The sequence below is a fragment of the Colwellia sp. Bg11-28 genome (assembly GCF_002836245.1).
GTDB lineage: Bacteria > Pseudomonadota > Gammaproteobacteria > Enterobacterales > Alteromonadaceae > Colwellia > Colwellia psychrerythraea_A.
On record NZ_PJBA01000004.1, the window covers coordinates 234631 to 259988 of the forward strand.

General features: G+C 38.6%; 23 protein-coding genes. 19 read left to right on the forward strand and 4 right to left on the reverse strand.

The features are described from left to right. Positions 1 to 174: 174 nt before the first annotated feature. The 16 genes from CXF79_RS04850 to fliD all read left to right on the forward strand — a co-directional run bounded on the left by CXF79_RS04850 (position 175) and on the right by fliD (position 18680). Positions 175 to 1005: a CheR family methyltransferase gene (locus CXF79_RS04850; RefSeq protein ID WP_011042312.1), complete on the forward strand. Its 831-nt coding sequence runs from the start codon at positions 175 to 177 to the stop codon at positions 1003 to 1005. Between the two features lie 151 nt (positions 1006 to 1156). Next, positions 1157 to 1555, forward strand: a complete 399-nt coding sequence (gene flgB, locus CXF79_RS04855; protein ID WP_011042313.1) for a flagellar basal body rod protein FlgB — start codon at positions 1157 to 1159, stop codon at positions 1553 to 1555. 2 nt (positions 1556 to 1557) lie between these two features. Then, the gene (gene flgC / locus CXF79_RS04860; protein WP_101154184.1) at positions 1558 to 1989 is read left to right on the forward strand and encodes a flagellar basal body rod protein FlgC; all 432 of its coding nucleotides are present in this window, start codon (positions 1558 to 1560) and stop codon (positions 1987 to 1989) included. Between the two features lie 51 nt (positions 1990 to 2040). Further along, positions 2041 to 2733 carry a flagellar hook assembly protein FlgD gene (locus CXF79_RS04865; protein ID WP_101154185.1) on the forward strand — a complete coding sequence of 231 codons (693 nt, stop codon included), beginning with the start codon at positions 2041 to 2043 and terminating at the stop codon, positions 2731 to 2733. Between the two features lie 108 nt (positions 2734 to 2841). Beyond that, the gene (gene flgE, locus CXF79_RS04870) at positions 2842 to 4335 is read left to right on the forward strand and encodes a flagellar hook protein FlgE (RefSeq protein WP_101154186.1); all 1494 of its coding nucleotides are present in this window, start codon (positions 2842 to 2844) and stop codon (positions 4333 to 4335) included. Between the two features lie 269 nt (positions 4336 to 4604). Further along, a complete protein-coding gene (gene flgF / locus CXF79_RS04875; protein WP_011042317.1) occupies positions 4605 to 5348 on the forward strand; it encodes a flagellar basal-body rod protein FlgF in 744 nt (247 codons plus the stop codon). Between the two features lie 78 nt (positions 5349 to 5426). Further along, positions 5427 to 6215 (forward strand): flagellar basal-body rod protein FlgG, encoded by a 789-nt coding sequence (gene flgG, locus CXF79_RS04880; protein ID WP_101154187.1) that lies wholly within the window; start codon positions 5427 to 5429, stop codon positions 6213 to 6215. Between the two features lie 35 nt (positions 6216 to 6250). Next, positions 6251 to 6961, forward strand: coding sequence for a flagellar basal body L-ring protein FlgH (flgH, locus tag CXF79_RS04885; protein WP_101154188.1), 711 nt, complete (start codon positions 6251 to 6253; stop codon positions 6959 to 6961). Positions 6962 to 7060: 99 nt separating this feature from the next. Continuing rightward, positions 7061 to 8152: a flagellar basal body P-ring protein FlgI gene (locus tag CXF79_RS04890; protein WP_101154189.1), complete on the forward strand. Its 1092-nt coding sequence runs from the start codon at positions 7061 to 7063 to the stop codon at positions 8150 to 8152. Positions 8153 to 8501: 349 nt separating this feature from the next. Beyond that, on the forward strand, positions 8502 to 9641 hold the full coding sequence (flgJ, locus tag CXF79_RS04895) for a flagellar assembly peptidoglycan hydrolase FlgJ (protein WP_101154190.1): 1140 nt from the start codon (positions 8502 to 8504) through the stop codon (positions 9639 to 9641). Positions 9642 to 9802: 161 nt separating this feature from the next. After that, positions 9803 to 11815 (forward strand): flagellar hook-associated protein FlgK, encoded by a 2013-nt coding sequence (gene flgK, locus CXF79_RS04900; RefSeq protein WP_101154191.1) that lies wholly within the window; start codon positions 9803 to 9805, stop codon positions 11813 to 11815. Positions 11816 to 11825: 10 nt separating this feature from the next. Beyond that, a complete protein-coding gene (flgL, locus tag CXF79_RS04905) occupies positions 11826 to 13046 on the forward strand; it encodes a flagellar hook-associated protein FlgL (RefSeq protein WP_101154192.1) in 1221 nt (406 codons plus the stop codon). A 243-nt stretch (positions 13047 to 13289) separates the two neighbouring features. Next, the gene (locus tag CXF79_RS04910) at positions 13290 to 14759 is read left to right on the forward strand and encodes a flagellin (protein WP_101154193.1); all 1470 of its coding nucleotides are present in this window, start codon (positions 13290 to 13292) and stop codon (positions 14757 to 14759) included. 396 nt (positions 14760 to 15155) lie between these two features. Further along, positions 15156 to 16622, forward strand: a complete 1467-nt coding sequence (locus CXF79_RS04915; protein WP_101154194.1) for a flagellin — start codon at positions 15156 to 15158, stop codon at positions 16620 to 16622. A gap of 153 nt (positions 16623 to 16775) precedes the next feature. Continuing rightward, on the forward strand, positions 16776 to 17192 hold the full coding sequence (locus tag CXF79_RS04920; RefSeq protein ID WP_232769077.1) for a flagellar protein FlaG: 417 nt from the start codon (positions 16776 to 16778) through the stop codon (positions 17190 to 17192). Positions 17193 to 17252: 60 nt separating this feature from the next. Continuing rightward, positions 17253 to 18680 (forward strand): flagellar filament capping protein FliD, encoded by a 1428-nt coding sequence (gene fliD, locus CXF79_RS04925; RefSeq protein ID WP_101154195.1) that lies wholly within the window; start codon positions 17253 to 17255, stop codon positions 18678 to 18680. A 211-nt stretch (positions 18681 to 18891) separates the two neighbouring features. Here fliD and CXF79_RS04930 read toward each other — a convergent pair whose 3' ends face one another. The 4 genes from CXF79_RS04930 to CXF79_RS04945 form a co-directional block, all read right to left on the reverse strand. Next, entirely contained in the window at positions 18892 to 19125 is a 234-nt protein-coding gene (locus tag CXF79_RS04930; RefSeq protein WP_157825846.1) for a hypothetical protein, read from the reverse strand. 160 nt (positions 19126 to 19285) lie between these two features. Beyond that, entirely contained in the window at positions 19286 to 19663 is a 378-nt protein-coding gene (locus tag CXF79_RS04935) for a hypothetical protein (protein ID WP_101154197.1), read from the reverse strand. Beyond that, positions 19663 to 20061, reverse strand: a complete 399-nt coding sequence (fliS, locus tag CXF79_RS04940; RefSeq protein ID WP_101154198.1) for a flagellar export chaperone FliS — start codon at positions 20059 to 20061, stop codon at positions 19663 to 19665. The genes CXF79_RS04935 and fliS overlap by 1 nt, the downstream gene beginning before the upstream one ends. Before the next feature lie 97 nt (positions 20062 to 20158). Further along, positions 20159 to 20443: a hypothetical protein gene (locus CXF79_RS04945; RefSeq protein ID WP_101154199.1), complete on the reverse strand. Its 285-nt coding sequence runs from the start codon at positions 20441 to 20443 to the stop codon at positions 20159 to 20161. A gap of 431 nt (positions 20444 to 20874) precedes the next feature. On the opposite strand from CXF79_RS04945, the gene CXF79_RS04950 reads away from it, so the two are divergent. From CXF79_RS04950 to CXF79_RS04960, 3 genes are all read left to right on the forward strand, one after another. Continuing rightward, on the forward strand, positions 20875 to 22404 hold the full coding sequence (locus tag CXF79_RS04950) for a sigma-54 dependent transcriptional regulator (RefSeq protein ID WP_101154200.1): 1530 nt from the start codon (positions 20875 to 20877) through the stop codon (positions 22402 to 22404). Between the two features lie 177 nt (positions 22405 to 22581). Next, positions 22582 to 23865 carry a sensor histidine kinase gene (locus CXF79_RS04955; protein WP_232769078.1) on the forward strand — a complete coding sequence of 428 codons (1284 nt, stop codon included), beginning with the start codon at positions 22582 to 22584 and terminating at the stop codon, positions 23863 to 23865. Continuing rightward, positions 23858 to 25198, forward strand: coding sequence for a sigma-54-dependent transcriptional regulator (locus CXF79_RS04960; RefSeq protein ID WP_101154202.1), 1341 nt, complete (start codon positions 23858 to 23860; stop codon positions 25196 to 25198). Before CXF79_RS04955 ends, CXF79_RS04960 begins: the two co-directional genes overlap by 8 nt. Positions 25199 to 25358 lie beyond the last annotated feature (160 nt).

Below are 25358 nucleotides of genomic sequence, written 5' to 3' on the forward strand. Positions count from 1 at the left end.
GGGAGCAACCATTCTCTTCAATCAATGCCTTGACTAAAGGCGTTTCTAATTCCAGCTGAATCATGCATATTCAAGTGGAACAGGTATATAGCTGAATAGTTGTTATCGAAAGTTAACGACGACTCTCCAATTGATGGAGGGTTTAGGAAAATACGAAATAAGTAGGAAGCAATAGTGTCAGCAAGAGAACTTGATGAAAAAAGTTACAACCAATTTAGAACCTTCTTAGAGCAGCAATGTGGCATAGTACTCGGCGAAAATAAGCAATATTTAGTTAAAAGCCGATTAGCGCCATTAATGGCTAAATTTGAGCTCAGTTCATTGACAGAGTTAGTCAATCGTACGTTAACTCCTGTTGAGCGGCAAATGCGTGCCGCGGTTATAGATGCTATGACCACTAATGAAACCTTATGGTTTCGTGATGACTATCCTTTTAAGTTACTTCAAAGCAAGTTGCTTCCTGATTTTGCCAATCGTAAAACACCGGTTAAAATTTGGTCTGCGGCAAGTTCTTCTGGTCAAGAACCATATTCCATTGCGATGGCCGTGTTGGAATATCAACAAAAAAATCCTGGTGCATTCCCACGTGGAGTACAAGTTATTGGTACTGACATATCAACGACTATGTTGGAGCATTGCAAATACGGTCACTATGATAGCCTAGCACTTGCTCGAGGGTTATCTGCTGAGCGAAAGAAACGCTTCTTTGAGCCGGGTGATAACGGTATGTTGAAAATAAAAGACGAAGTAAAGAAAATGGTGAGCTTTAGACCACTTAATTTACTCAATAGTTATAGCCTAATGGGCCGTTTCGATATCGTGTTTTGTCGTAATGTATTAATTTATTTTTCCCCAAAGATAAAAACACAAATAATTAGTCAAATTCATGGCGTGTTGAATAACGATGGCTATTTATTTTTAGGCGCTTCGGAGTCTTTATCTGGAATAAATCAAGATTTTACTATGCTACGCTGTAATCCTGGTATTGTTTACCAGAAAAAATAACGCAATCTCTCCACCCCGCTAACAGCGATTCTTCCTTGCTGTTAGCCCTCTCATTCTAGTCTCATACCTAACTCTTTATCCTCTATTGATTTACTAACTGGCACAAATTTTGTATTCCTTTTAGCTAATCGTTAATCATTGTGAGGCTAATATGGCTATAGGTTTTGATAAAGGCTTTCAACTGCATACACAGGGCATGCTTATTCGCTCTCAACGTGCAGAAGTTATCGCCAGTAATATTGCCAATGCAGATACCCCAGGCTACAAAGCTAAAGGGCTAGACTTTAATCAAGCACTAGCACAAGCGGCAAACAAGCAAAAAATGGGCATGTCTCGCACCAATGATAAACACTTTGATATACGAACAGAGTTAAATAATTCCGTTGACTATCGTGTACCTAATAACCCTGACACAGGCGACGGTAATACGGTTGACGTACAAGTGGAGCGAAACTTGTATTTAAAAAACTCAATGGAATATCAAGCAAGCATTCAGTTTCTTAATGGAAAAATTAAAGCCATGAAGAAAGTTATCAGTGGAGGTCAATAATTATGAGTCTTTTTAACGTATTTGATATTACCGGTAGTGGTATGAGCGCACAATCAGTCCGCCTAAATACTACCGCGAGTAATATTGCCAACGCTGATAGTGTTAGTAGCAGTGCCGATAAAACTTACCGTGCGAGACACCCTGTTTTTGCCGCTGCCATGCAAGAAGCTGCCGCAGGACAGGGGAAAAATGATGGTAGTGGGGTTGGTGTTGATGTTTTGGGTATTGTTGAAAGTGATAAACCATTAAATGTGGAATATGCACCGAGTCATCCAATGGCTGATAAAGAGGGTTATATTTACAAACCGAACGTCAATGTCATCGAAGAAATGACCAACATGATCTCGGCGTCTCGTTCGTATCAAACAAATGTGCAGTTGGCTGAATCTGCCAAAAATATGTTAAATAAAACATTACAGTTAGGGCAAAGATAGTGAGCAATTTTGATATGTCATTTAGTCTATTGCAAAAGGTAGGAGTGGATAATGGAAACAGTTAAGGGTGTTAGCCCGTTAGATGCTATCCGTTGGCAGAAAGAAGAATACACAGTTGCAGAGCAAGATAAAGGCATGCTTACACAAGCTGACTTTTTTGCTTTATTAACTAAAGAGTTATCTAACCAGGATCCAACCAAACCTGTTGATAATAATGAGATGATTTCACAAATGACTGCCTTCTCTACAACGGATGGTGTTCAGAAACTTAATACTTCATTTGATAGCTTTGCAACGTCGATGACTTCCAGCCAAGCGTTGCAAGCATCTTCTCTCGTGGGTCGAAGTGTTTTAGTTGAAGATAATGTCTTTGGTATGGCAGAAGGTGAAGCAGTTAAAGGCAAATTGGTATCTGATAAGCCTGCCAGTAATGTGAATATTTATGTTGAGAACGTTGCCGGTGAAGTTATTCAAACTGTCCCTGTTGGTAGTGTTAAAGCAGGCGGTTTTACTTTTACTTGGGATGGACAAACGGCTAAAGGCGAACCTGCTGCAGAAGGTGCTTACCGTTTTCGTATTGTTGGTTTGGTCGAAGGCAAAGCATCAGAGTTAGAAGCCCAAACCTACCGTAAAGTTGATAGTGTTACGTTAGCAGGTACCGGTGGAAAAATAGTGCTTAACCTTAATGGTGGCAGCGCTATGGCATTATCAGATGTAGTTGAAGTATCCGATGGCGAGACTTAGGTCTTATCGTAAAAGCAATTAAACAAAAATTATAAACTTTACCTGACAGCACAAGTATCGAGCAGTACAGGTGTTAAGCAAAATATCGAATTTTAAAAGGATTAAATTATGTCATTTAATATTGCATTAAGCGGATTAAACGCTGCACAAAAAGACTTAGATGTTTCATCAAATAACATTGCTAACGTAAATACGGTTGGCTTTAAAGAGTCACGCGCTGAATTTGTTGATGTTTATGCATCATCATTGCTTGCTTCAGGTAAAACTAAAGTAGGTGACGGTGTTTTAACAGCAGATGTTGCGCAGCAATTCTCTCAAGGTAGTATTCAATTTACCAATAATGCGCTTGATTTAGCTATTACAGGTAATGGCTTTTTTGCCACAGTCCCTGAGCTTGGTTCTTTAGAAACTTCCTATACACGTGCCGGTCAGTTTAAGTTAAATTCAGATAATTTTGTTGTTAACTCGCAAGGTGGTCATCTTTTAGGTTTTCCTGTCAATCCTGATGGCTCATCAGCTTCAGTAAGTTTAAGTACTGCAGAGCCCATTCGGATCCCTACGGCATCGGGCGCACCCACAAAAACCAGTGAAGTCGATGTACGAATGAATTTACCTGCAGGTGATAGCTATATTACCAGCGCACCCGCTAATTTCGACCCAGAAGATCCACTAACATTTAATAACTCGACTTCAGTCACTATTTTTGATTCATTAGGTGATAGTCATATTATGACTTATTTCTTTGTTAAAGATGACCCAGCAGTCGCACCTAACCAATGGATGATGTTTGCATCTGTCGATGGTAAACCTATCGACTTAGATGATAATCCTGCTGTGCAGACACCAGCAGATGCTTTAGTTGTTACTAGAACTACAGATGTGGCGACCGCACAAGGTGTGTATGATGCCATAGCCGCACCCTCTGCAGCTGATTTAGCGACGCTTAATGCAACAAAAACGGCATTGGCCACTGCAATTTCAGCAACAACACCTGTTAGTGGCACAGGAACAAAAGGGGCGCGTTTAACGTATAACTCGTCTGGTGATTTTATTTCTCAGTCGCCATCACCAACTAACGGTGGCATCCGAACCGTTGATTTCTCTGGCCATTTACCTAATGGTGCTGATCCAACTCAAACGGTTAAAATTGATTTTAATTTAGATAGTGCAGCACCGAACCCTAATGAGCCTACACAGTTTGCTTCAAATTTTGAAGTAACAGCCTTAAATCAAGATGGTTTAGCGGTGGGGCGATTAACTGGTATTGATATTGGCGTTGATGGATTAGTTAGAGCGACTTATAGTAATGGTACTTCTCAGCCTTTAGCACGTATTGCTATGGTGAATTTTGCCAACGAACAAGGTTTATCACAAACAGGTAGCACCAACTGGAAAGAAAGTATTGTGTCAGGGGAAGCCCTTGCGGGTGAAGCTGGTTCAGGTACTTTTGGTACAATTAACTCTTCTGCATTAGAGCAATCGAACGTGAACTTAACCACAGAGTTAATTGACTTAATTTCAGCACAACGTAATTTCCAAGCTAACTCGAGAGCGTTAGAAGTTGATAATCAGCTGAACCAAACGATTTTACAAATTAGATAATTGGAAAGATAACTCCTTTGCTAGCAAACTAACGCTAGTCTTCGTTCTACAATTATACCTAAGCTTCCTGAAATACGCCTCTTCAAGTAGCTTGGGTATAAAGCTGCTAGTTAAGTATTACCTACTTAACTAGCAGCTTTTTTATTGTTACACCCCCGTAACCAGTCAAAAAATCCATTAGCATTTAAACCACTCGTTAACTATTTACAATAGCTGGCACTCTATTTGCATTTATCAAGTATAACCTTTTACTTTTTTGGAAATACATTATGGATAAGTTGCTTTATATCGCCATGAGTGGCGCTAAACAAAATATGCAAGCCTTATCAATCAATGCCAACAACTTGGCGAATGCTAAAACTACAGGCTTTAAAGCTGATTTAGCACAAGCGCGAAGTATGCAAGCATTTGGCGAAGGATTACCTTCGCGTGTTTTTTCAATGACAGAACGTGCTAGCCAAAATTTTGACTCTGGATCTATTCTCCATACTGGTCGCTCTTTAGATATGGCTATTGAAGGCGAAGGTTTTTTTGCCGTACAAGCCGAAGATGGGCAAGAAGCTTATACTCGTGGCGGTCACTTTCGTTTAACAGAAACGGGTGCATTAGAAACCAATGATGGCGAATTAGTGATTGGTGAGAATGGACCAATTACCCTGCCGTTACCGATTAACAATATTCAAATCTCTCGCGATGGCACTATCATGGTTCAGCCAGCAGGTGCACCTAGCAGTGTTCAAGAAGAAGTTGGTCGTATTAAACTGGTTAACCCAGACACTCGACTTGTTGATAAAGGTAATGATGGTCTTTTTCGTGCCAAAAATGGTGGCCAATTAATTGCCGATGTTAATGTCAATGTTCTTGGTGGCGCACTCGAGTCGAGTAATGTTAACCCTATTAATGAAATGACAGACATGATTGCCTTACAGCGTCAGTTTGAAATGCAACTAAAAATGATGAAAACAGCAGAAGAAATTGATTCAAGTGCTTCTTCATTATTACGTGCTTTCTAAGCATAGCAATCTATCAGTCATGTTTAGCTTAACTAAAATTAACTCAGCTAAACGCTACTACTCAATCAGAGGTGATGTATGAACGCAGCATTATGGATCAGTAAAACAGGCTTAGATGCGCAAACCAAAGATATTGCGGTAATCTCTAACAACCTTGCCAACGCCAGTACTATCGGCTTTAAAAAAAGCCGTGCAGTATTTGAAGATTTACTTTATCAAAATATTAATCAACCAGGTGGTCGAACTGCGCAAGATACTGAAGCGCCTTCTGGTTTAATGTTGGGTGCTGGTACTAAAGTGGTCGCGACACAAAAAATTCATACCCAAGGTGACATGATTACCTCAGATAACGCCCTTGATTTAATGATTCAAGGTGAAGGTTTTTTTGAAATTCAAATGCCGGATGGTAGTTCTGCATACAGTCGTAATGGTCAATTCACCATGGATGATGAAGGTAACATGGTTACCCCAGGTGCTGGTTATATGATCCAACCGCAAGTGACTATTCCTGAAGATGCCTTGAGTATTATTGTTTCACAAGATGGTGAGGTTTCAGTGACGCTACAAGGACAACCTGACCCAGCAGTCGTTGGCCAAATTAACTTAATTAACTTTGTTAACCCTACAGGTCTTCAATCGATAGGGCAAAATTTATACACCGAAACTGCGGTAAGTGGAGCACCACAAGAAGGGGTTCCGGGTTTAGAAGGTTACGGTATGTTAGTTCAGGGTGCTTTAGAAACATCCAATGTAAATACCACGGAAGAGCTGGTTAATTTAATTGAAAGCCAGCGTGTTTATGAAATGAATTCGAAAGTGATTTCAGCGGTTGATGAAATGCTGAGTTATATCAACCAACAAATGTAGCATTATTTTCGTAATCTAAAAAATGGGAGGCAGTGATGAAAAATAAAAGTAGGCTAAATACAATTAAGTTACTTTCAATCAGCTTATTAATTGCTGTTACTACCGCTTGTAGTAATACCGTAGAGTTAAGTAAAGCATTGCCAAATGATCCTGATTTTGCGCCGATAATGCCTGAAGAAGAAGAAGAGCGCATTGTTCCTTCTGGTTCATTATTTAAACCACATTATGTTAATAATATTTATTCAGATTCTAAAGCACATCGTGTTGGCGATATTATTTCGGTTATCTTGAGTGAGAAAACCCAAGCGAAGAAAAATGCTAAAACAGAATTGAAAAAAGAAAATGAAACTAATTTAGATGCGGTAACTGGTTTAGGTGGCGTTCCCGTTAGCATTAATGGTGAGTCATTACAGTTTGGTATTAGCCAAGATTCAAATTTTAAAGGTGATGCTAAAGCTGATCAAGGGAATAGCTTAAGCGGTAATATTTCAGTGCATGTATTGAGAGTGTTGCCTAACGGTAATTTGATGATACGTGGTGAGAAATGGTTAACGTTAAATAATGGAGATGAATATATCCGCTTAACTGGCGTTATTCGCTCAAAAGATATTAATTCCAATAATACTATTTTATCTAACAAAGTTGCCAACGCACGTATTCAATATGCAGGTACGGGTAGCTTTGCCGATTCCAATGAACAAGGTTGGTTGGTTAAGTTTTTCAATAGCTCTTGGTGGCCATTTTAGTTGAACCTCACGGTAAAAGTATTCCTCCTGTTGTTTTAAGATCTGAGATAAAGGTCTTATTTTAAGATGTATTCTAAGGTGTTTTTAAGGTACTAAAGTATGAAAACTGTAATAAATATATTTATCTTGTTCACCTTCTTGGCTTCGTTGTCAGCAAATGCTCAGCGCATTAAAGATTTAGCTGATGTTGCTGGTGTACGTTCAAACCAATTAATTGGTTATGGCTTAGTGGTAGGCTTACCGGGTACTGGTGAGCAAAGCCCGTTTACCGAACAAAGTTTTAAAACCATGCTAAGTAACTTTGGTATCACGATGCCAGATAAATTAAAACCAAAAATAAAAAACGTTGCCGCGGTAGCCGTTCATGCAGAGTTAAGTGCCTTTACCAAGCCAGGTCAAACTATTGATGTTACCGTTTCTAGTATGGGTAGTGCACAAAGTTTACGAGGTGGTACGTTAATACAGACTATCTTAATGGGGATTGATGGTAATGCTTATGCCGTAGCGCAAGGTTCTTTAATTGTCAGTGGCTTAGGGGCACAAGGCTTAGATGGCTCACAAGTCTTAGTGAATATTCCTACCGTTGGACGTATCGCCAATGGCGGTATTGTTGAGCGAGAAGTTAAATCACCTTTTTCCTCTGGTGATCATATTACCTTTAATTTACGCCATTCTGATTTTACTACCGCGAAACTGTTGTCTGACACCATTAATGACCTTATTGAAGGTTCGGCCAAAGCACTTGATGCAACGTCTGTACAAGTTAGAGCGCCGAGAGATATTAGTGATCGAGTCAGCTTTTTATCGGTACTTGAAAACCTTGAGTTTGAACCCGCATCTCCAGCAGCAAAAATTATTGTCAACTCACGAACGGGTACTATTGTTATTGGCTCAGAAGTTACATTGCTTGCTGCTGCTATTACCCATGGGGGAATTACAGTCACTATCAATGAAATTCAAGATGTTTCTCAACCGAATGCTTTTGCTGAAGGTGAAACAGTAGTGACCAATCAATCGGACATTAATGTCAGTAATTCTGATGCCCGTATGTTTGTATTTAAACCGGGTGTAACATTAGAAACCTTGGTGCGCGCAATCAATGAAGTAGGCGCAGGCCCTGGTGATGTTATGGCTATTTTAGAAGCATTAGATCAAGCCGGCGCGATACGAGGCGAGTTAGTCATTATATAGTTGAGCTTGTCGCTGTAGGGCTAAATTTAGGCGTCAAGAGTACTCACTGACATTCGTCAGCTCCGTGCTTCATCCTTTAACTTGAAACATACAACTTAAAGGTAAATCAGTTAATAACTAAACTGGCAATTGTTAATAGTTCAAAAGTTAAAGTCAATATTTTACGTGCTTATGCACAGACTTCAGCGACGTCATCCCCGTGGTGTGTTAATCGGGGATCCAGTTTCAAAATTTGATAGGTTTTCGATTAGATACTTCGAAGATCACGGTCACGCAAAGTCCTGAGTTAATAATATAGGCATGATACTTGTATAAACAGTAATTAATTATATTTTAAGTAAGTGAAATTATGGATATCAATTCAAGCCAAAAACAAAATTATGATCAAGCGCGAAATGCCCTTGATCTAAATGGTTTAAATGATATTCGTGAGCAATCGCGAGCAGGAGATGGCGAGGCCAAAAAGGAAGCTTTACAAGAAGCGGCCCAGCAGTTTGAAGCCATTTTTATGAAAATGTTATTGTCGAGTATGCGTAAAGCGCAAGAAGTACTTGAATCTGATAGCCCATTTAACTCTGAATCAACTAAGTTCTACCGTGATATGCATGATGAACAAATGGCGGTTGAGTTATCTTCTAATGGTTCATTAGGCTTGACTGATTTAATCGTTAGACAACTCGGTGGTGATGATGGGACTTTCAAACCAAGTTCAGTACTACGTAGTGATGGAAACTTGAAGATAACAGACAGTGCTAATTCTACCGATGATAACACCAGTAAAGCCAAGAAAGACAACCAACATAATTCCTTAATAGAAAAAATGTTGGCAGATAAAAATCAAATTAAACCCGATATTGATATTCCGTTTGCGGGCAGCTATCACCCTCAAAATATTACTAGCAATCAAGTGAACAGTGCTGTAAATCAATTTGTTATCCGCGAAGTGGATAAAAGAACAAATAAAGTTAATGGCCAATCAGAAAGCGTCAAAAATTCAACAGCCTTATCAAATCACAGTTTTAATGAACCCAAAGACTTTGTCACCGCGTTAATTGAGCCCGCCCAAAAAGTACAAAAATCTTTAGGTGTTCCTTTTGAAGTGGTTATTGCTCAAGCCGCGCTTGAAACTGGTTGGGGACAAAAAATGATTAAAGAGCAAGATGGCAGCAGTTCAAACAACCTCTTTAATATTAAAGCTGATTCTCGTTGGGCTGGCGATAAAGTCACTAAAGATACTTTAGAGTTTGAACAGGGCGCTATGATCAAAAAATCAGAGCCTTTTAGAACCTATCAATCACTTACCGATAGTGTAGATGATTACATAAACTTCCTTTCTACTAGCGAACGCTACCAAGACGCATTGCAAGACTCAGGCAATGTGGAACACTTCCTGCAGGGTTTACAGAAAGCAGGTTATGCAACAGATCCTCAATATGCTGACAAAATTTTAGGCACGTTGAAAACTGTTACTAATCTTTTGGCTAAATAAATAGCCAAGTAGATCAGCTCAGTAAATTATTTTAGTAAGTTATCTGAGCACATTAGGGAAGGGTTACGCCATAAGGCGAGCATAAAATTGCTGCAACCTTTCATGAAACATTATTTATAGCAAGCTGCTTACCCGTATGCTTTGTTATTGGAGACAATATTATGTCAGTGAGTTTGTACCAATCAGGTGTGAGTGGCTTATTAGCTGCTCAACAGCAGCTGGCGACAACCGGTCATAATATTTCCAACGTTAATACAGATGGTTATAACCGCCAACGTGCAGACCAGAGCGCATCACTAGGTTTAAATAATGGTAATAACTACATTGGCGGTGGTACTTATATTCAAGATATTACACGTCTCTATGATCAGTTTTCATATAAAGAACAAGTGACCAACCAAAGTAAATTAGGTAATGCGGATTCACTTAACGCGCGTTTAACGCAACTTGATCAAGTTATGTCTACTTCAGGACAATCCGTTGTTGGCTCATTAGATAAATTCTACCAAGCGCTAAATGGTGTTGCAGATAACCCTAATGATTCAGGTCTCCGTAGTATCGTACTTAATCAAGCCAATACTCTGAGTAATGACTTTAACCAGTTAACTAACAATTTTGACACCATGAGCAAATCGGTCAATGGTGAAATAGAGCAAGTAGCCAGCAGAGTTTCCGAAATATCAAAAGAGCTTGCCAAAATTAACGAAACCATTATGCATTCGCAGCAAGGAGGCCAGCCTAATGACCTACTTGATAAACGTGATCAGCTTATTGGCGAGTTGAGTAATTATACCCAAGTAAACACAGTAAAAGATGCTAATAATGTAATGACGGTTATGATTGGCCAAGGTACTACGCTCGTTGCCGGTATAACGCCAATGACATTGCAAGTAAATGCTGGCGACCCTGATTCACAAAAAACAGAATTAAGGCTAGTCAGTGGTAGTAGCAGTGTTGCACTAAAGGGAGCTACCTTAGGTGGCTCATTAGAGGCAAGCTTTGAATTTAGAGATGAACATTTAAGTCAAACACGTACTGAAATAGATCGTTTAGCCATGGCAATATCCTCTACATTGAATGACAGCCAAGCAAGTGGATTAGACCTCAATGGTTTGCAAGGTGCTAATATTTTTACTGATATTAACAGCACGCAATTACAGCAAGGTCGTGTGTTAGGGCATTCAACCAATGCAATTACAAGTACCACACAAGCTCAAGTTACTATTAACGATGTTTCAAAACTGACCACAGATGAATTTGAAGTTCGTTTTGAAGGGGGAAACTTTACCCTTTATAACTTAACGTCAGGTGATACTGAAAATCTAGGCGCACCAGGGACAGGCGTACCCGTAGGAGAACCAGTAGGCACACATACATCCGTAAAGTATGGTTTCTCTTTTGTTGAAACAGGCACGCCTGCTGCTGGTGATAAGTTCACTATTATACCAACCAAAAATAGTGCTGCATTGATGGAGGCCACGTTAACAGATGGCAATGCCATTGCAGCTAGCACCGCAATAGGTGTTACACCATCAACAAATAATGTAAGCGATGGCAAGATTGAAATTATCAATGTCATGAACCCCGAAGACGCCAAATCTTTTACCGGAACGGGCCTTACTGTGGATGTTGTTGAAAGCGCTCCAGGCTCGGGAATATTTGATTATCGTGTCTTTGATACAGCTACACCCCCCGCACTAATCACTTCTGGCAATTATAATGCTGGAGATAGTGAAGTTGTTGATTTGCCACCATCACCTAGTACACCTGCTTTTCAAATTGAAATTTCAGGGAACCTGTTAGGCTCTGGAAACAATGCCAGAGAAGAGTTCAGCATTAATGATGCTTTTGGGGTAGGTAATGGTAAGCATGCAGTTGTTATGGCAAAAACACAAGAAGTTGGCGTAACCAATGGCGGTAAAGAAACCTTTAGCAAAAGCCTTGCGGTTTCAACATCCGTTGTTGGCGCTAAAGCAAGCAATGCAGAATTAACTGCAGACACAGCACAAGCCTTATTTACTCAAGCTTATAATCGCAATCAATCTACATCAGGGGTAAACCTAGATGAAGAAGCGGCTAATTTATTAAAATTTCAACAAGCTTATCAAGCCGCCTCGCAAATTATTTCTACGGCGAATACCATTTTTGACACTATTTTAGCTGCGGTAAGGTAAGGGGATTTTCATGCGCGTTTCAACGTCTCAATTTTATTTACAAAGTGCTCTTCTCATGAACCAAAAAAGTGCTGATGTTAATAATCAAATGGAACATCTATCAAGTGGTAAACGTGTACTAACCGCGAAAGATGATGCGGTTTCTTACGGCACCCTAGCTGGTTTTAATGATGATTTAGCGAGTATTGAAAAATATAAACGCAATATTACTATGGCTGAAAGCCAGAACAGTATGCAAGAAGTAATTTTTGCCGATGCTGAAACATTATTAGATAAGTTCAAACAAGATATGCTGTTGGCAAATAATGGTCGAATGTCTAGCGAAGATTTGCAATCCATTGCCGATCAAATGCGACATGGTTTAGACCAACTAATTGATCTTGGTAATAGCCAAGATGAAAAAGGTGATTATATCTTCTCTGGTTTCCAGACCCAGCAAAAACCCTTTAGTCAACAAGTTGACGGTTCGGTTGATTACAGTGGTGACACCGGAGTAAACGAACTACAAGTAGCTAAAAACATTCAAATACCGACAAACCAAACGGGTGATGCTGCTTTTTTAAATATTGATAATGCCATCGGTGATTTTACGGCTACTTATCCTACAGTTCCTGTTAATACCTCGGGTGTGGCAGTGGAAAGCGCGAATGTAGTCGATAGAAATGCCTACAACGTAAGTATTGGGCCTCATACATTTTCTTTTGACCCAATAACTAACGATTTAACGGTTACCGATAGCACTCTTCCCATTCCCGCGGTTGTTTTTCCTCCCGCACCTTATGTAGCAGGGCAAACTATTTCCTTTGATGGTATTGACGTTACCTTAAGCGGCAACCCATTGCCGGGTGATAGTTTTGTCATTAACGAAAAACAAAATATTAGTATTTTTGAAACTCTTAATAATGCCATTAGCTGGGCTGAACAAGGTGTAGTGTCAACCAACCAAGAGCAGCATCAAGTTGATTACAATACAGTCCTGGACCAGCTTAGTTCCGCTATGAACCATATATATTCTCGTAGAGCAGATGCGGGGATTAGGTTACAGGCTTTAGACAACCAGCAAAGTAAGCACTTAGACGTAGAGTTAAATATTAGTAAGGGTAAATCGAGTATTGAAGATTTAGATTTCGCCAAAGCTATCTCAGAATTTGAGCAATCAAAAATTGCTCTACAAGCATCACAGCAAACGTTTAGCAAGGTGCAAGGCTTAAGTTTATTTAACTATATATAAACTTTAATATCTTCATTTATTAAAGTGGCATTATTTGTGCTTGATTAATGTTAAAGGCAAAAGAACAGAAAAAACTGTCGGTCAATTGAACTTTAAGTAACTCCGTCGTTTTTTACTAGTAAAAGAGAAGAGGCTTGCTTTAACAAGCTTCTAATAACCAAGCGTTATCGTCCGGTTTATGGACAGCGCTACAACAACACATAAACAGGCGTTAACAACAGTTAACACATTAGGAGTTTTATCATGGCTTTATCAGTAGTAACAAATACTTCGTCTTTAAACGCACAACGTAATTTGACTAAATCAGGTGAAGGGCTTGCTACCTCAATGCAGCGTTTGTCATCAGGTATGCGCATCAATAGCGCGAAAGATGATGCCGCGGGTTTACAAATATCTAATCGTATGACTTCGCAAATAAATGGTTTAGGTGTGGCTCAACGTAATGCTAACGATGGTATTTCAATGGCTCAAACAGCAGAAGGCGCTATGCAGGCATCGACCGATATTTTGCAACGTATGCGTGAGTTGGCACTGCAATCTTCAAACGGATCTAATGCTGACGGTGACCGTCAAGCACTTAATAAAGAAATGACAGCATTAAAATCTGAATTAACTCGAATTGCAGAAACTACCTCTTTTGGTGGGCAAAAACTGTTAGATGGTAGTTATGGTACTAAGGCATTCCAAGTGGGCTCTAATGCAAATGAGACTATTTCGATGTCTTTGGGTAATATTAGAGCTAATGCTATTGGTACTAACTCAACAGAGCTTAATAGTGGAATAGCGACTGGTTTAGGTGGCGCTGTAGCGGGAGCAACATTACCTACAGATAATGCTGTTACCGGCTCATTCACCATTGAAGGAACTACATCGGTCACAGTGGCTACTACCACGGGCGATAGTGCTAAAGAAGTTGCGGCAGATATAAATGCACAATCAGGTAAGACAGGCGTAAGTGCTGATGCTAAAACAGCCGTTAAAATAGATGCTTCTACTATTGATGCTGGTACCATTGGTTTCTCATTAAATGGTTCTGCAATTAGTGCTACTGCTTCGGCTACAGATGTAGCAAGTTTAGCTACAGCAATTAATGATAAATCTACCACAACAGGTGTTACCGCTGAAGTTGATACTGATGGTAATTTGGTTATGTCTGATTCAAGTGGTGCAGATATTGAAATAACTGCTTTTACAAGCTCTGCAGGTCTTACGGATTCAATTTCAATTTCATCATTAAAATATGATGGTACTACCACCGGTATAACAACTGCTCTGACTGAAGGCGGTGATATTACCGCACGTATTGCGGGTGCTATTAATTTAACGTCTGACAATACATTTAAAGCTACTGCTGCAAACACCACTATTATAAATGCAGATAAAACATCAGTACTAGAAAGTATAGATGATGCTGATTTAACCAGTGTAAGTGGTTCGCAGAATGCTATAGCAATTATTGATGGGGCACTATCTAAAATTGACAGTAATCGAGCAGATTTAGGTGCTATTCAGAATCGCTTTAGTCATACCATTAGTAACTTGGCGAATATTTCAGAAAATGTATCAGCGTCTCGTAGCCGTATCCAAGATACTGATTTTGCAGTTGAAACAGCGGTAATGACTAAAAATCAAATATTACAACAAGCAGGTACGTCGATTTTAGCGCAAGCGAATCAAATCCCACAAGCGGCTATTAGCTTGATCGGTGGTTAAACTTTTTTTAATCAGACAGTAATAGTAATGTTAAAGCCATCACTTTAAGTGATGGCTTTTTTGTATCTAGAGGACATCATATAAGCGACCATTAGGTTTTTGGATAAATCAGGCCGCCAACTAAGTCATAACGTAAATGAAATACCTATTATTCATTATTACACTCTTTGTAGTAGGCTTGTAATTCAGGTGCCCCATTACTACTACTTATTAATTTTTTTAATAATTTATCTTTTTTTAATAAAAACATTAAAGTAATTTTCACGGCTGCCGTTACTGTTAATAGAACGGGTACTTAATGACACTTTCTCTATTACGAAAAGCATCATGTTGAGTTCCTGACTTATTAAAATTGTTTAACTAACGTATTACATATTGTAATCTGGAGTTTTAAAAATGGCTATTTCAGTAATCACTAATACCTCATCATTAAATGCACAACGTAATTTGACTAAATCAGGTGAAGGGCTTGCTACCTCAATGCAACGTTTGTCGTCAGGTATGCGCATTAACAGCGCTAAAGATGATGCGGCAGGCTTACAAATTTCTAACCGTATGACCTCGCAAATTAATGGTTTAGGTGTAGCTCAGCGTAATGCCAACGACGGTATTTCAATGGGGCAGACCGCAGAAGGTGCGATGCAGTCATCTACTGATATTTTACAACGTATGCGTGAGCTAGCGCTACAATCTGCCAATGGCTCGAATGCTGACAGTGATCGCCAAGCACTTAATAAAGAAGTAACTGCATTAAAATCTGAATTGACACGTATTGCAGAAACTACCTCTTTTGGTGGGCAAAAACTGTTAGATGGTAGCTTTGGTACTAAGTCATTTCAAGTAGGCTCTAATGCTAATGAGACCATCTCGATGTCTTTGGGTAATATCAGTTCTAATGCTATTGGTACTAACTCTACAGAGCTTAATAGTGGAATAGCGACTGGTTTAGGTGGCGCTGTAGCGGGAGCAACATTACCTGCAAATAATGCTGTTACCGGCTCATTCACCATTGAAGGAACTACATCGGTCACAGTGGCTACTACCACGGGCGATAGTGCTAAAGAAGTTGCGGCAGATATAAATGCACAATCAGGTAAGACAAGCGTAAGTGCTGATGCTAAAACAGCGGTTAAAATAGACGCCTCTACTATTGATGCTGGTACCATTGGTTTCTCATTAAATGGTTCTGCAATTAGTGCTACTGCTTCGGCTACAGATGTAGCAAGTTTAGCTACAGCAATTAATGATAAATCTACCACAACAGGTGTTACCGCTGAAGTTGATACTGATGGTAATTTGGTTATGTCTGATTCAAGTGGTGCAGATATTGAAATAACTGCTTTTACAAGCTCTGCAGGTCTTACGGATTCAATTTCAATTTCATCATTAAAATATGATGGTACTACCACCGGTATAACAACTGCTCTGACTGAAGGCGGTGATATTACCGCACGTATTGCGGGTGCTATTAATTTAACGTCTGACAATACATTTAAAGCTACTGCTGCAGACACCACTATTATAAATGCAGATAAAACATCAGTACTAGAAAGTATAGATGATGTTGATTTAACCAGTGTAAGCGGTTCACAAAGTGCATTAGCTATCATTGATGGTGCGTTATCTAAGATTGACAGTAACCGTGCTGATTTAGGTGCTTTACAAAACCGTTTTAGTCACACTATTAATAACTTGGCAAATATATCGGAAAACGTATCAGCGTCTCGTAGCCGTATACAAGACACCGATTTTGCAACAGAGACTGCGCAAATGACCAAAAACCAAATATTACAACAAGCAGGTACGTCAATTTTAGCGCAAGCTAACCAATTGCCACAAGCCGCATTAAGTTTAATTGGCTAATTTCATTAAGAGCTAAAGTTAAATAAGCTAAGTTTGGCCTAGAACATTGACGAAGGAAGGGGCCTAAATACTCCTTCCTTTTTGCGTTTAAGCGCCAAGCTTATGTTTAATATTTAGCTCTAACAAGTGTAGTAATAAGATAAGGAGTCTATAATGAGTGTAATACAAAGTGGAATTGACCTTAGCTCTACTAACTTAACTTCTGAGTATGCAAAATCACAAAATTCAGAAAGTAATGTTTCATTAGCAGAAAATACTGGTAACAACATAAAGCAAGGTGAAAATGTTCCTCTGAAAGGTGCTGTCGGTAAAACCGTTGATAAAGCAGATGCTAAACAACCTTTAACGCCAGAGCAACTTGAAAAAGTGGCACAACAACTGCAAGATTTTGTTGGAGAGATGAATCGAGGCTTAGAGTTTTCTGTTGATAAAGACTCAGGTCGCGATGTGATTAAGGTTATCGATAAAACCAGTGGTGATCTTGTTAAGCAGTACCCATCAGAAGAAGTATTAACCTTAGTCGCTAAGTTGTCTGATATGGTTGGCGGTTTTGTTGATGCTAAAGTGTAGTTAGCGCTTTAAGCGATAAATATAGAATAATTGTTGTTTTAATAAATCAAAGGGGGACTTATGCCTGATTTAACGTTTACTGGGATAGGCTCAGGGTTACAAGTTAGCGAAATAGTGAATGCTATTGTAGGTGCTGAAACCGCTCCTTTTGTTTCTAGAACAAATAAACAACAGGCAGAGTTCACTACTGATATTTCTGCTGTAGGCGCACTAAAGTCCGCTTTAGAAAGTCTTACAACTTCTATAGAAAGTTTATCCGATATAGATAATTATCAACAACGAAGAGCTAATGGCGCTGATGACTTTGTTAATCTAAACGCTAATAAAAATGCACAAATAGGTAATTACTCAGTAAAAGTTGATGCGTTAGCACAAGCCCATAAATTGATGTCGGATGCTATTGGTGCAACTGAAGTGGTCGGTGAGGGGACATTGAATATTGCGGTAGGGGCAGGTAGTTTTGATATTGCTGTGTCAGCCACAGATACCTTAAGCGATATTCGCAATGCAATTAATGATAGTGTTGATAATGACTCTGTTATTGCCACAATAGTGACCGATGATGCTGGTCAACATCTTATTATGACGAGTAAAGAAACCGGCGTTGCGAACAAAATTACCACCACGGTAACGGATGTTAGTGATGGTGACAATATTGACAACTTAGGTTTGTCACGTCTTGCCTATGATGTTTCAGACCCCGATCCTCTTTTGCACATTACAAATTTATCTGAGATTACTGAAGCACTTGATGCCAAGATTACTATTGATGGTACCCTAGTGGTAACCAATAGTACAAATGAATTCAAAGATGTGATTGATGGTGTTGATATTACGGCCAAAAAATCACATGACGTTGAAGATGATATTAGTAAAATTAGTTTTACTGCCAATAACGGTAATATTCAATCGGGATTAGAGGGGTTCGTTAAAAGTTATAATGAATTGCAAAAACTTAGCAAACAATTAGGCTCAGCAGGAGACGGTGGTACTGGGCCACTAGCCGGTGATTCTTTACTGCGTGGCGTGATGGGGAAATTGCGTCAGGAGTTAAGTAAAGGATTTGATACCGGTAATGGCAATACTTTATCTTTATCTGAGCTAGGTGTAACAAGTGATAGGTATGGCGTTTTAAGCTTAGATACAGACAATTTGAATGAGTTTATAAGTGATGATGTAGATGGTATAGAACAGTTTTTTGTTGGCACAGATTCGACAGTTGGCTTTGCCGCTTCACTTAAAGAATTGACAAGCTTTTATACCGATGCAGACGGTATTATTCAAAATAGAATTGACAGCCGAACTAATCAACTAGATAGATTAGATGATGATAAAATAGCTTTTAGTCGGAGGATGGAAGCATTAGAGACACGCTTGTTTGCGCAGTACAACGCAATGGATTTACTTGTTGCCCAGTTAAATTCGACCAGTTCTTATGTACAGACGCAGCTTGATAATATGCCAGGTGTTGTTAGAAAAGATAACTAAGCTAGAAATAAAAATAATTTATTACAAAGTCACTATTTCGTTATAAAGGTGAGTTGCTTGGCTATTTGTTATGTTACCAACAGAATGTGCTCTACCGATGGTTGAGATGATTCTTATCACTTCAAGGGCAATGCTTTCAATTTCTCTTAATGCTTTAACTTGTATTTCTTTTTGTTGCTTCTCAATACCCAACGTTGAAATTTCAACAACGTCAGTTGAAAATCCCCCCTAAATCTGGTTTTAAAGTTCTTTCCTTACCAATAGCTTCAATTCTTGAACCACCACTACGCGGTATATCACTACTTGCGCTAAGTAGGTTGGCAATCAACATAACATTATCGAGCGATTTAGCTAAGTAATTAATGACTAAAAAAATCGGTACAAAGCTAAGCATAGATGTTGTTGTTTTTTGTTTGTTAAACGGTACAAAGTAGGGGGCGTTCAATAGCGAAGTCATTAATAGCAGGGTAATCGATAAGGAATTTGCCAGTGCTGTGATGTTTATTTGAGTGGTAACGGATATTAATGTTGCGTTTTGGCAATAGGTTTTCAACTGATTGATTTGTTAAAATAGGTAAACAGTGTTTGGGAAAATAGTATGAGTGCTAATACTTTTGGTAGGATTTAGTAACTTTTTTACTCTTTTTTATTTTAATCATTTTTTCTGTTATTGCTTGTTTAGATAATTTAGCGTTAGTGGTTAATTCTGAATCAAGAGTAATCATCTCCTGCAAAAGCGCTAATTCTGAGCTGATGTTGTCCGCTGTATTTTGCTCAAATAAATTAGTTATCAATATTTGTCGTTTTTCTGTTAATTCAGTTAACTCTTTATTTTCGTCATCAATAGACTGAATTTTTGTATTTTTCAACCCATGCTCTTGAGGAAACACTTGTGAGTCGGTTTGCATAACAAGTATGCGCGACAATACTTGTCGCGACACATCGTTTATTTGCTGAATAGACTTCTTTGTGTTGTGACCCACTAAAAGCTAACCTGAGTTTGATTCTCTAGTGGGATAGAGTCCCAGCCAGCTTTTATTGGTAATAAAATTTGAATCACTTCCTCTAGCTTATCGGAATCATTGTTAGTACTGGCAACTAATAGCTGTTCTGAACAAAACTTATAAAGTGAAGCTAAGTTTTCTGAGATCTCACCGCCTTGCTTAAAGTCTAACGAGCCTTCTAAAACACCAATAATAGCAATGGCATTAGATAGTTCAGTGCCTTTTTTATCAAAATTATTTTGCGAAATAGCACCTTTAGCGGTAGCAATATTCCCTAATAATTTTTGAAATAGCATAGCCACTAACTGATAAGGTGAAGCTTGCTGTGCAGTGCTTTTATTGGTTTGATGATACTTTTTAAGTGATGCGTGTGTCATAGACACCTCCTAGTTTACTATATCATTAGTATAGAAAACTTGTTGAATTGAAACAATAGTTTTAGGGCTTAACTCAGCTATAATAAGTTAAGTTAAACTAGATTAAAGGTTGGTTATTTACGGTAACCGCAAGACCTTCATCTTTTGCTTTTGTATAGGCTTGTTGTAATACGTTATGGGTTATATCTTCTTCATTATTAATAACGCCGTTACCCAATACTTCAATATTATCCCAACCACGAGCGACTAAATATCCTTCAATTTGGCTAAGTTGCTGTTCAAAAGGCATCTCCCTTGAGAACATATTAAACTCATGACGGGTTCCTTTAGTGAATTCTTCATTATCATGCATTAATTCAGCAGTACCGTTTATGATCAACATCTGACTTTCCTATTTTATAAAATATGGTTGTTAACATTCATTAATCATCTATGCTTTTTCTATGCCAGTTTTTACATGATTGTTTTTTGAATTTAATACTTTGATTATTAATGTTTTTATACGGCTATAAACTGAGTGATAAGTAATCCAGATAGATGTCAGTACTAAATATCAATTTTTTGACAGTATTATTACAAGCAAGACTGATTAATTTGTAACGTATTTTCAGTTTATCTTTTATTACTCATTATGGATAAAGTTAGTTTATTAATAAATAACCTCATCCACTGTTAAATTTTGATATATGACAATAAAATGACTAGTGTGCGTCAAGTTTTTGTTGCTTAAAATAAATTAATGGCTAAAATTGCCTAAAACGCTATAAACAAGACTAAAAATAGCACGTTAGCATTAACCGTGAAGAGTTAAATATGATTGATAATCCAGTAGTTACCTCAGTAGTAACAGGTCATAAACAAATATTAGTCGTTGATAACGACGCAGGTAGAAGCCAGCAACTAAGTACGGTACTTGCTTTTGTTGGCGAGCACTTTATCCATTGCTCGCAAGAGCAAGCAGTCACAAAACTAGCTGATTGTAGCCATATTCTCACGGTAATATTAACGGGTAATGTTAGTCATGATTGCACTGCTTTAATCAAAGTTAACCCTAGCGTTCCGTTTATTCTTCATGATGTACTCGATGCCAATGAGTTAGCCGTTAACGTTAATGTCATTGGTACCCTAGCTGCGCCACTTAATTATGCTCAACTTACCGAGCAAATTCACCATTGTCATCAATATCACAATAAATTACCGCGTAGAGGAACCAAGCTTGGTTCTAGTGCTTTATTTCGTTCATTGGTTGGTAGCAGCGAGCCAATGGCGCAAGTGCGATTTTTGATTGAGCAAGTAGCGAAAACACCTGCCAGTGTTTTAGTACTTGGGGAGTCAGGGACAGGTAAAGAGGTTATTGCACGAAATATTCATAACTTATCTGACCGAGCAAAAGAAGCTTTTGTACCCGTTAACTGTGGTGCTATTCCAGCTGAACTTCTTGAAAGTGAATTATTTGGCCATGAAAAAGGAGCTTTCACGGGTGCTATTTCTACCCGTAAAGGTCGTTTTGAATTAGCTGAGGGCGGTACACTATTTTTAGATGAAATAGGTGATATGCCGCAACCTATGCAAGTAAAATTACTACGTGTTTTACAAGAGCGTACTTTTGAACGCGTTGGTGGCAGTAAAAGTATTAAAGCTAACGTTCGTATTGTTGCTGCTACCCATCAAGACTTGGAAGAAATGATCAAAGAGGGTAGTTTTAGGGAAGATTTATTCTATCGCTTGAATGTATTCCCAATAGATACGCCGTCATTACGTGAGCGAAAAGAAGATATTCCACTGTTATTAAAAGAACTGCTTACTCGCTTTGAACATGAACAAAATAAAACGGTACGCTTTACTGAAAAAGCGATAGAGTCGTTGATGGAACACCCTTGGCCGGGTAATGTTCGAGAACTATCAAACTTAATTGAACGTATGTTAATTATGTACGGTGATCAAATTGTTGATGTTACCGAACTGCCGTATAAATATCAGCATGTAGATGTACAAGCTTATAATCCTGAATACCCTGAAGAGTTACAAGAACACGATGTTATCAACGAACTTTTCGGTGGCTTTGATTATGATGACGACGACAGCGACGATGATAATGATCAAGGTGAGTTAACGGTTGGAAGTGAAGTTAGTAGCGCGCAAAGCTCTGCAGATGCGACCTTATTACCTAGTGACGGTTTAAACTTAAAAGAACATTTAGCAGAACTTGAAGTGTCTTTAATTAATCAATCGTTAAGTAAGCATGATTATGTAGTTGCTAGGGCTGCAGAAACACTTGGCATGCGTAGAACTACGCTAGTTGAAAAAATGCGTAAATATGATTTACATAAACCAAGTGAGTAATATGACTAAGGTTAATAGTTAAGATTGATTGTTAAGGTCAATAGATTGACAGAAAATAGTAATAGACATTTACTGTTTTGTTTTTAATGTGTTGAATTTAAAGATAAAAATAGTGGCATAGTAAATGCTTTGTAGGTACTAGATAGTTTTTTTGAGTACCTATGTATGGCACAAGTTATGTCACAAGCAAACCCTACAGTAGTTCCTACTAATGCTAGTATTAGAGAATCGAGCGCTAATGCTGCGTTTCATTCAGTTAATATTGTTGGAGCTAATAAACCTTCTTTGCTAGCGCATGAAGCGTTTCCTGGTGAATTAGCGGCATTGAGAGCACAAGCATCTCAAAGTACAAAACATAACTTTTCTCCACGCTCAATCGCCAATACGAAATACCTTCATAGCTCAACGTCAGAAAAACAGTCACTTAGTAATAATTTATTAGCAGATCAGCTAATCGAAGTGATGCCAACAGGCTTAGTTATGCTCGATGGTAATGGTATTGTGGTGAAGATAAACCAAGTTGCTAGAAACTTACTTGATGAACCAATTCTTGGCCAACCATGGTTTAATGTTATTGCCCGTTCATTCGATCCGCGCGAAGATGATTGGCATGAAATATCACTTAAAGATGGTCGTCGAGTAAAATTAGAAATTACTAGCTTAGGCTCACAGCCAGGTCAATTGATCATGATAACTGACCTAACCGAAACCCGTTTACTGCAAGATAAACTATCGCAAATGCAACGCCTCTCTTCGTTAGGTAAAATGGTATCAACACTCGCTCATCAAATACGTACACCTTTATCTGCCGCCATTTTATATAGCGAAAATTTATCCAATAATAAATTAGCCGAAAATTCTCGGATAAAGTTTCAAGGAAAACTCAATGCGCGTTTACATGATTTAGAGCAGCAAGTGAACGATATGTTGTTATTTTCTAAAAGTGGCAAAGAACAAGTAGTTGCTTCTGTAGACGTAGCAGAGCTCATTAATGATGCAGTTAGCTCAATGGATGCACTGCTAGATAAAGCTAATACAAAAGTAAAAGTACAACTGCCTAATAATAAGCTTCATATGCTCGGCAATAAAAATGCCTTAACAGGGGCAATTCAAAATTTATTACATAACTCCCTACAAGCGATAAGTAGTAATAAGATCAGCGAACCGCTGATCAATATTCAAGTTTATAGTCAAGCCAACCATTTATATTTAAGTTTTAAAGACAATGGTCCAGGTATTGACGCTGACGTCATCGATAAAGTATTTCAGCCTTTTTATACCTCAAGTAGTAAAGGAACAGGCCTTGGTTTAGCGGTTGTTAAATCGGTAGTAAATGCGCATCAAGGTGAAGTGAGTCTACTAAACGAAGCTAATTCAGGCGCACATTTTGTTATTAAGTTACCTTTGCTAGAGCAAGGTAACGTGATGAAAAATAGTCCATCGGAGAGTGCAAATGACTGAACATAAAATCCTTGTTGTTGAAGATGATGCGGGTCTGCGAGAAGCCTTGGTCGATACGCTTTCATTAGCCGACTACCACTGCGTTGAAGCTGATTCTGGCGAAGCTGCTTTATTGGCGTTAAAAAGCCAACAAGTGGATATTGTTATCAGTGATGTACAAATGGGCGGAATGTCTGGTTTATCTTTATTAAAAAGTATAAAAAGTCAGCATGCTAATCTACCGGTATTATTGATGACTGCCTTTGGCACCATAGATGATGCTGTGCAAGCGATGAAAGATGGTGCTTGTAACTATATTGCTAAGCCTTTCGCTCCACAGGTGCTGCTTAATATGGTCAGCCAATATATTCCACCAAAAATTGTTAATAAAAATGATCCCATTGTTGCAGATAAACGTTCATTAGAACTACTTACCTTGGCGAAAAAAGTCGCTAGCACAGATGCGTCTGTGATGATCCTCGGTCCAAGTGGCTCAGGTAAAGAAGTGTTAGCGCAGTACGTTCATAATCACTCGAAACGAAGCACACAAGCTTTTATTGCTATTAATTGTGCAGCCATTCCTGAAAATATGCTTGAAGCCACGTTGTTTGGTTATGAAAAAGGCGCTTTTACGGGCGCAATTCAAGCCTGTCCAGGAAAGTTTGAACAAGCGCAAGGTGGTACCATTTTACTTGATGAAATTACCGAAATGGATTTAGGCTTACAAGCTAAAATATTACGAGTATTACAAGAACGTGAAGTAGAGCGTTTAGGCGGACGAAAAACGATAAGCCTTGATGTCCGCGTTATTGCTACCAGTAATCGAGACTTAAAAGCTGCGGTAAATGATGGAGTCTTTCGTGAAGATCTTTATTATCGCCTTAATGTCTTTCCACTTTCTTGGTTACCGTTAGCTCAGCGAGTTGATGATATCTTTGTTTTAGCACAACATTTAGTTTCTCTACATTGTCAAAAAAATGGCGATAGCATCCCTGAATTTTCAGGTGCTGCGCGCAGTAAACTTAATGCATATCATTGGCCTGGTAATGTTCGTGAATTAGACAATGTTATTCAAAGAGCGCTTATTTTGCATACCGAGCAGATTATTGATGCAGGAGACTTACTGATTGAAAACTTTGATACAGCATTGGTTGTAGAGCCTGAACAGGTAACTAATAGTGATGATAAACTCGGCAGTGAGCTAAAATTGCAAGAGCATCAGATTATTCTAGATACCTTACAAGCTTGCCATGGCAGTCGAAAAGACGTAGCAGAGCGCTTAGGAATAAGTCCACGTACGCTACGTTATAAAATTGCGAAAATGCGTGATTCAGGTATTGAAATACCAGCCTAATTAACGGCTAAATCATATTTATCATTCTTCTAAATTAACTCTATTACGACTACTCCTGGTTATCATTCACGGTAACTAGGACGTTTATAAGCCTTCCCATAACCTTCTGAATATCACTTCAAAGCTTAAATGTTTTCTTTTGGCACTATGCTTGCAACCT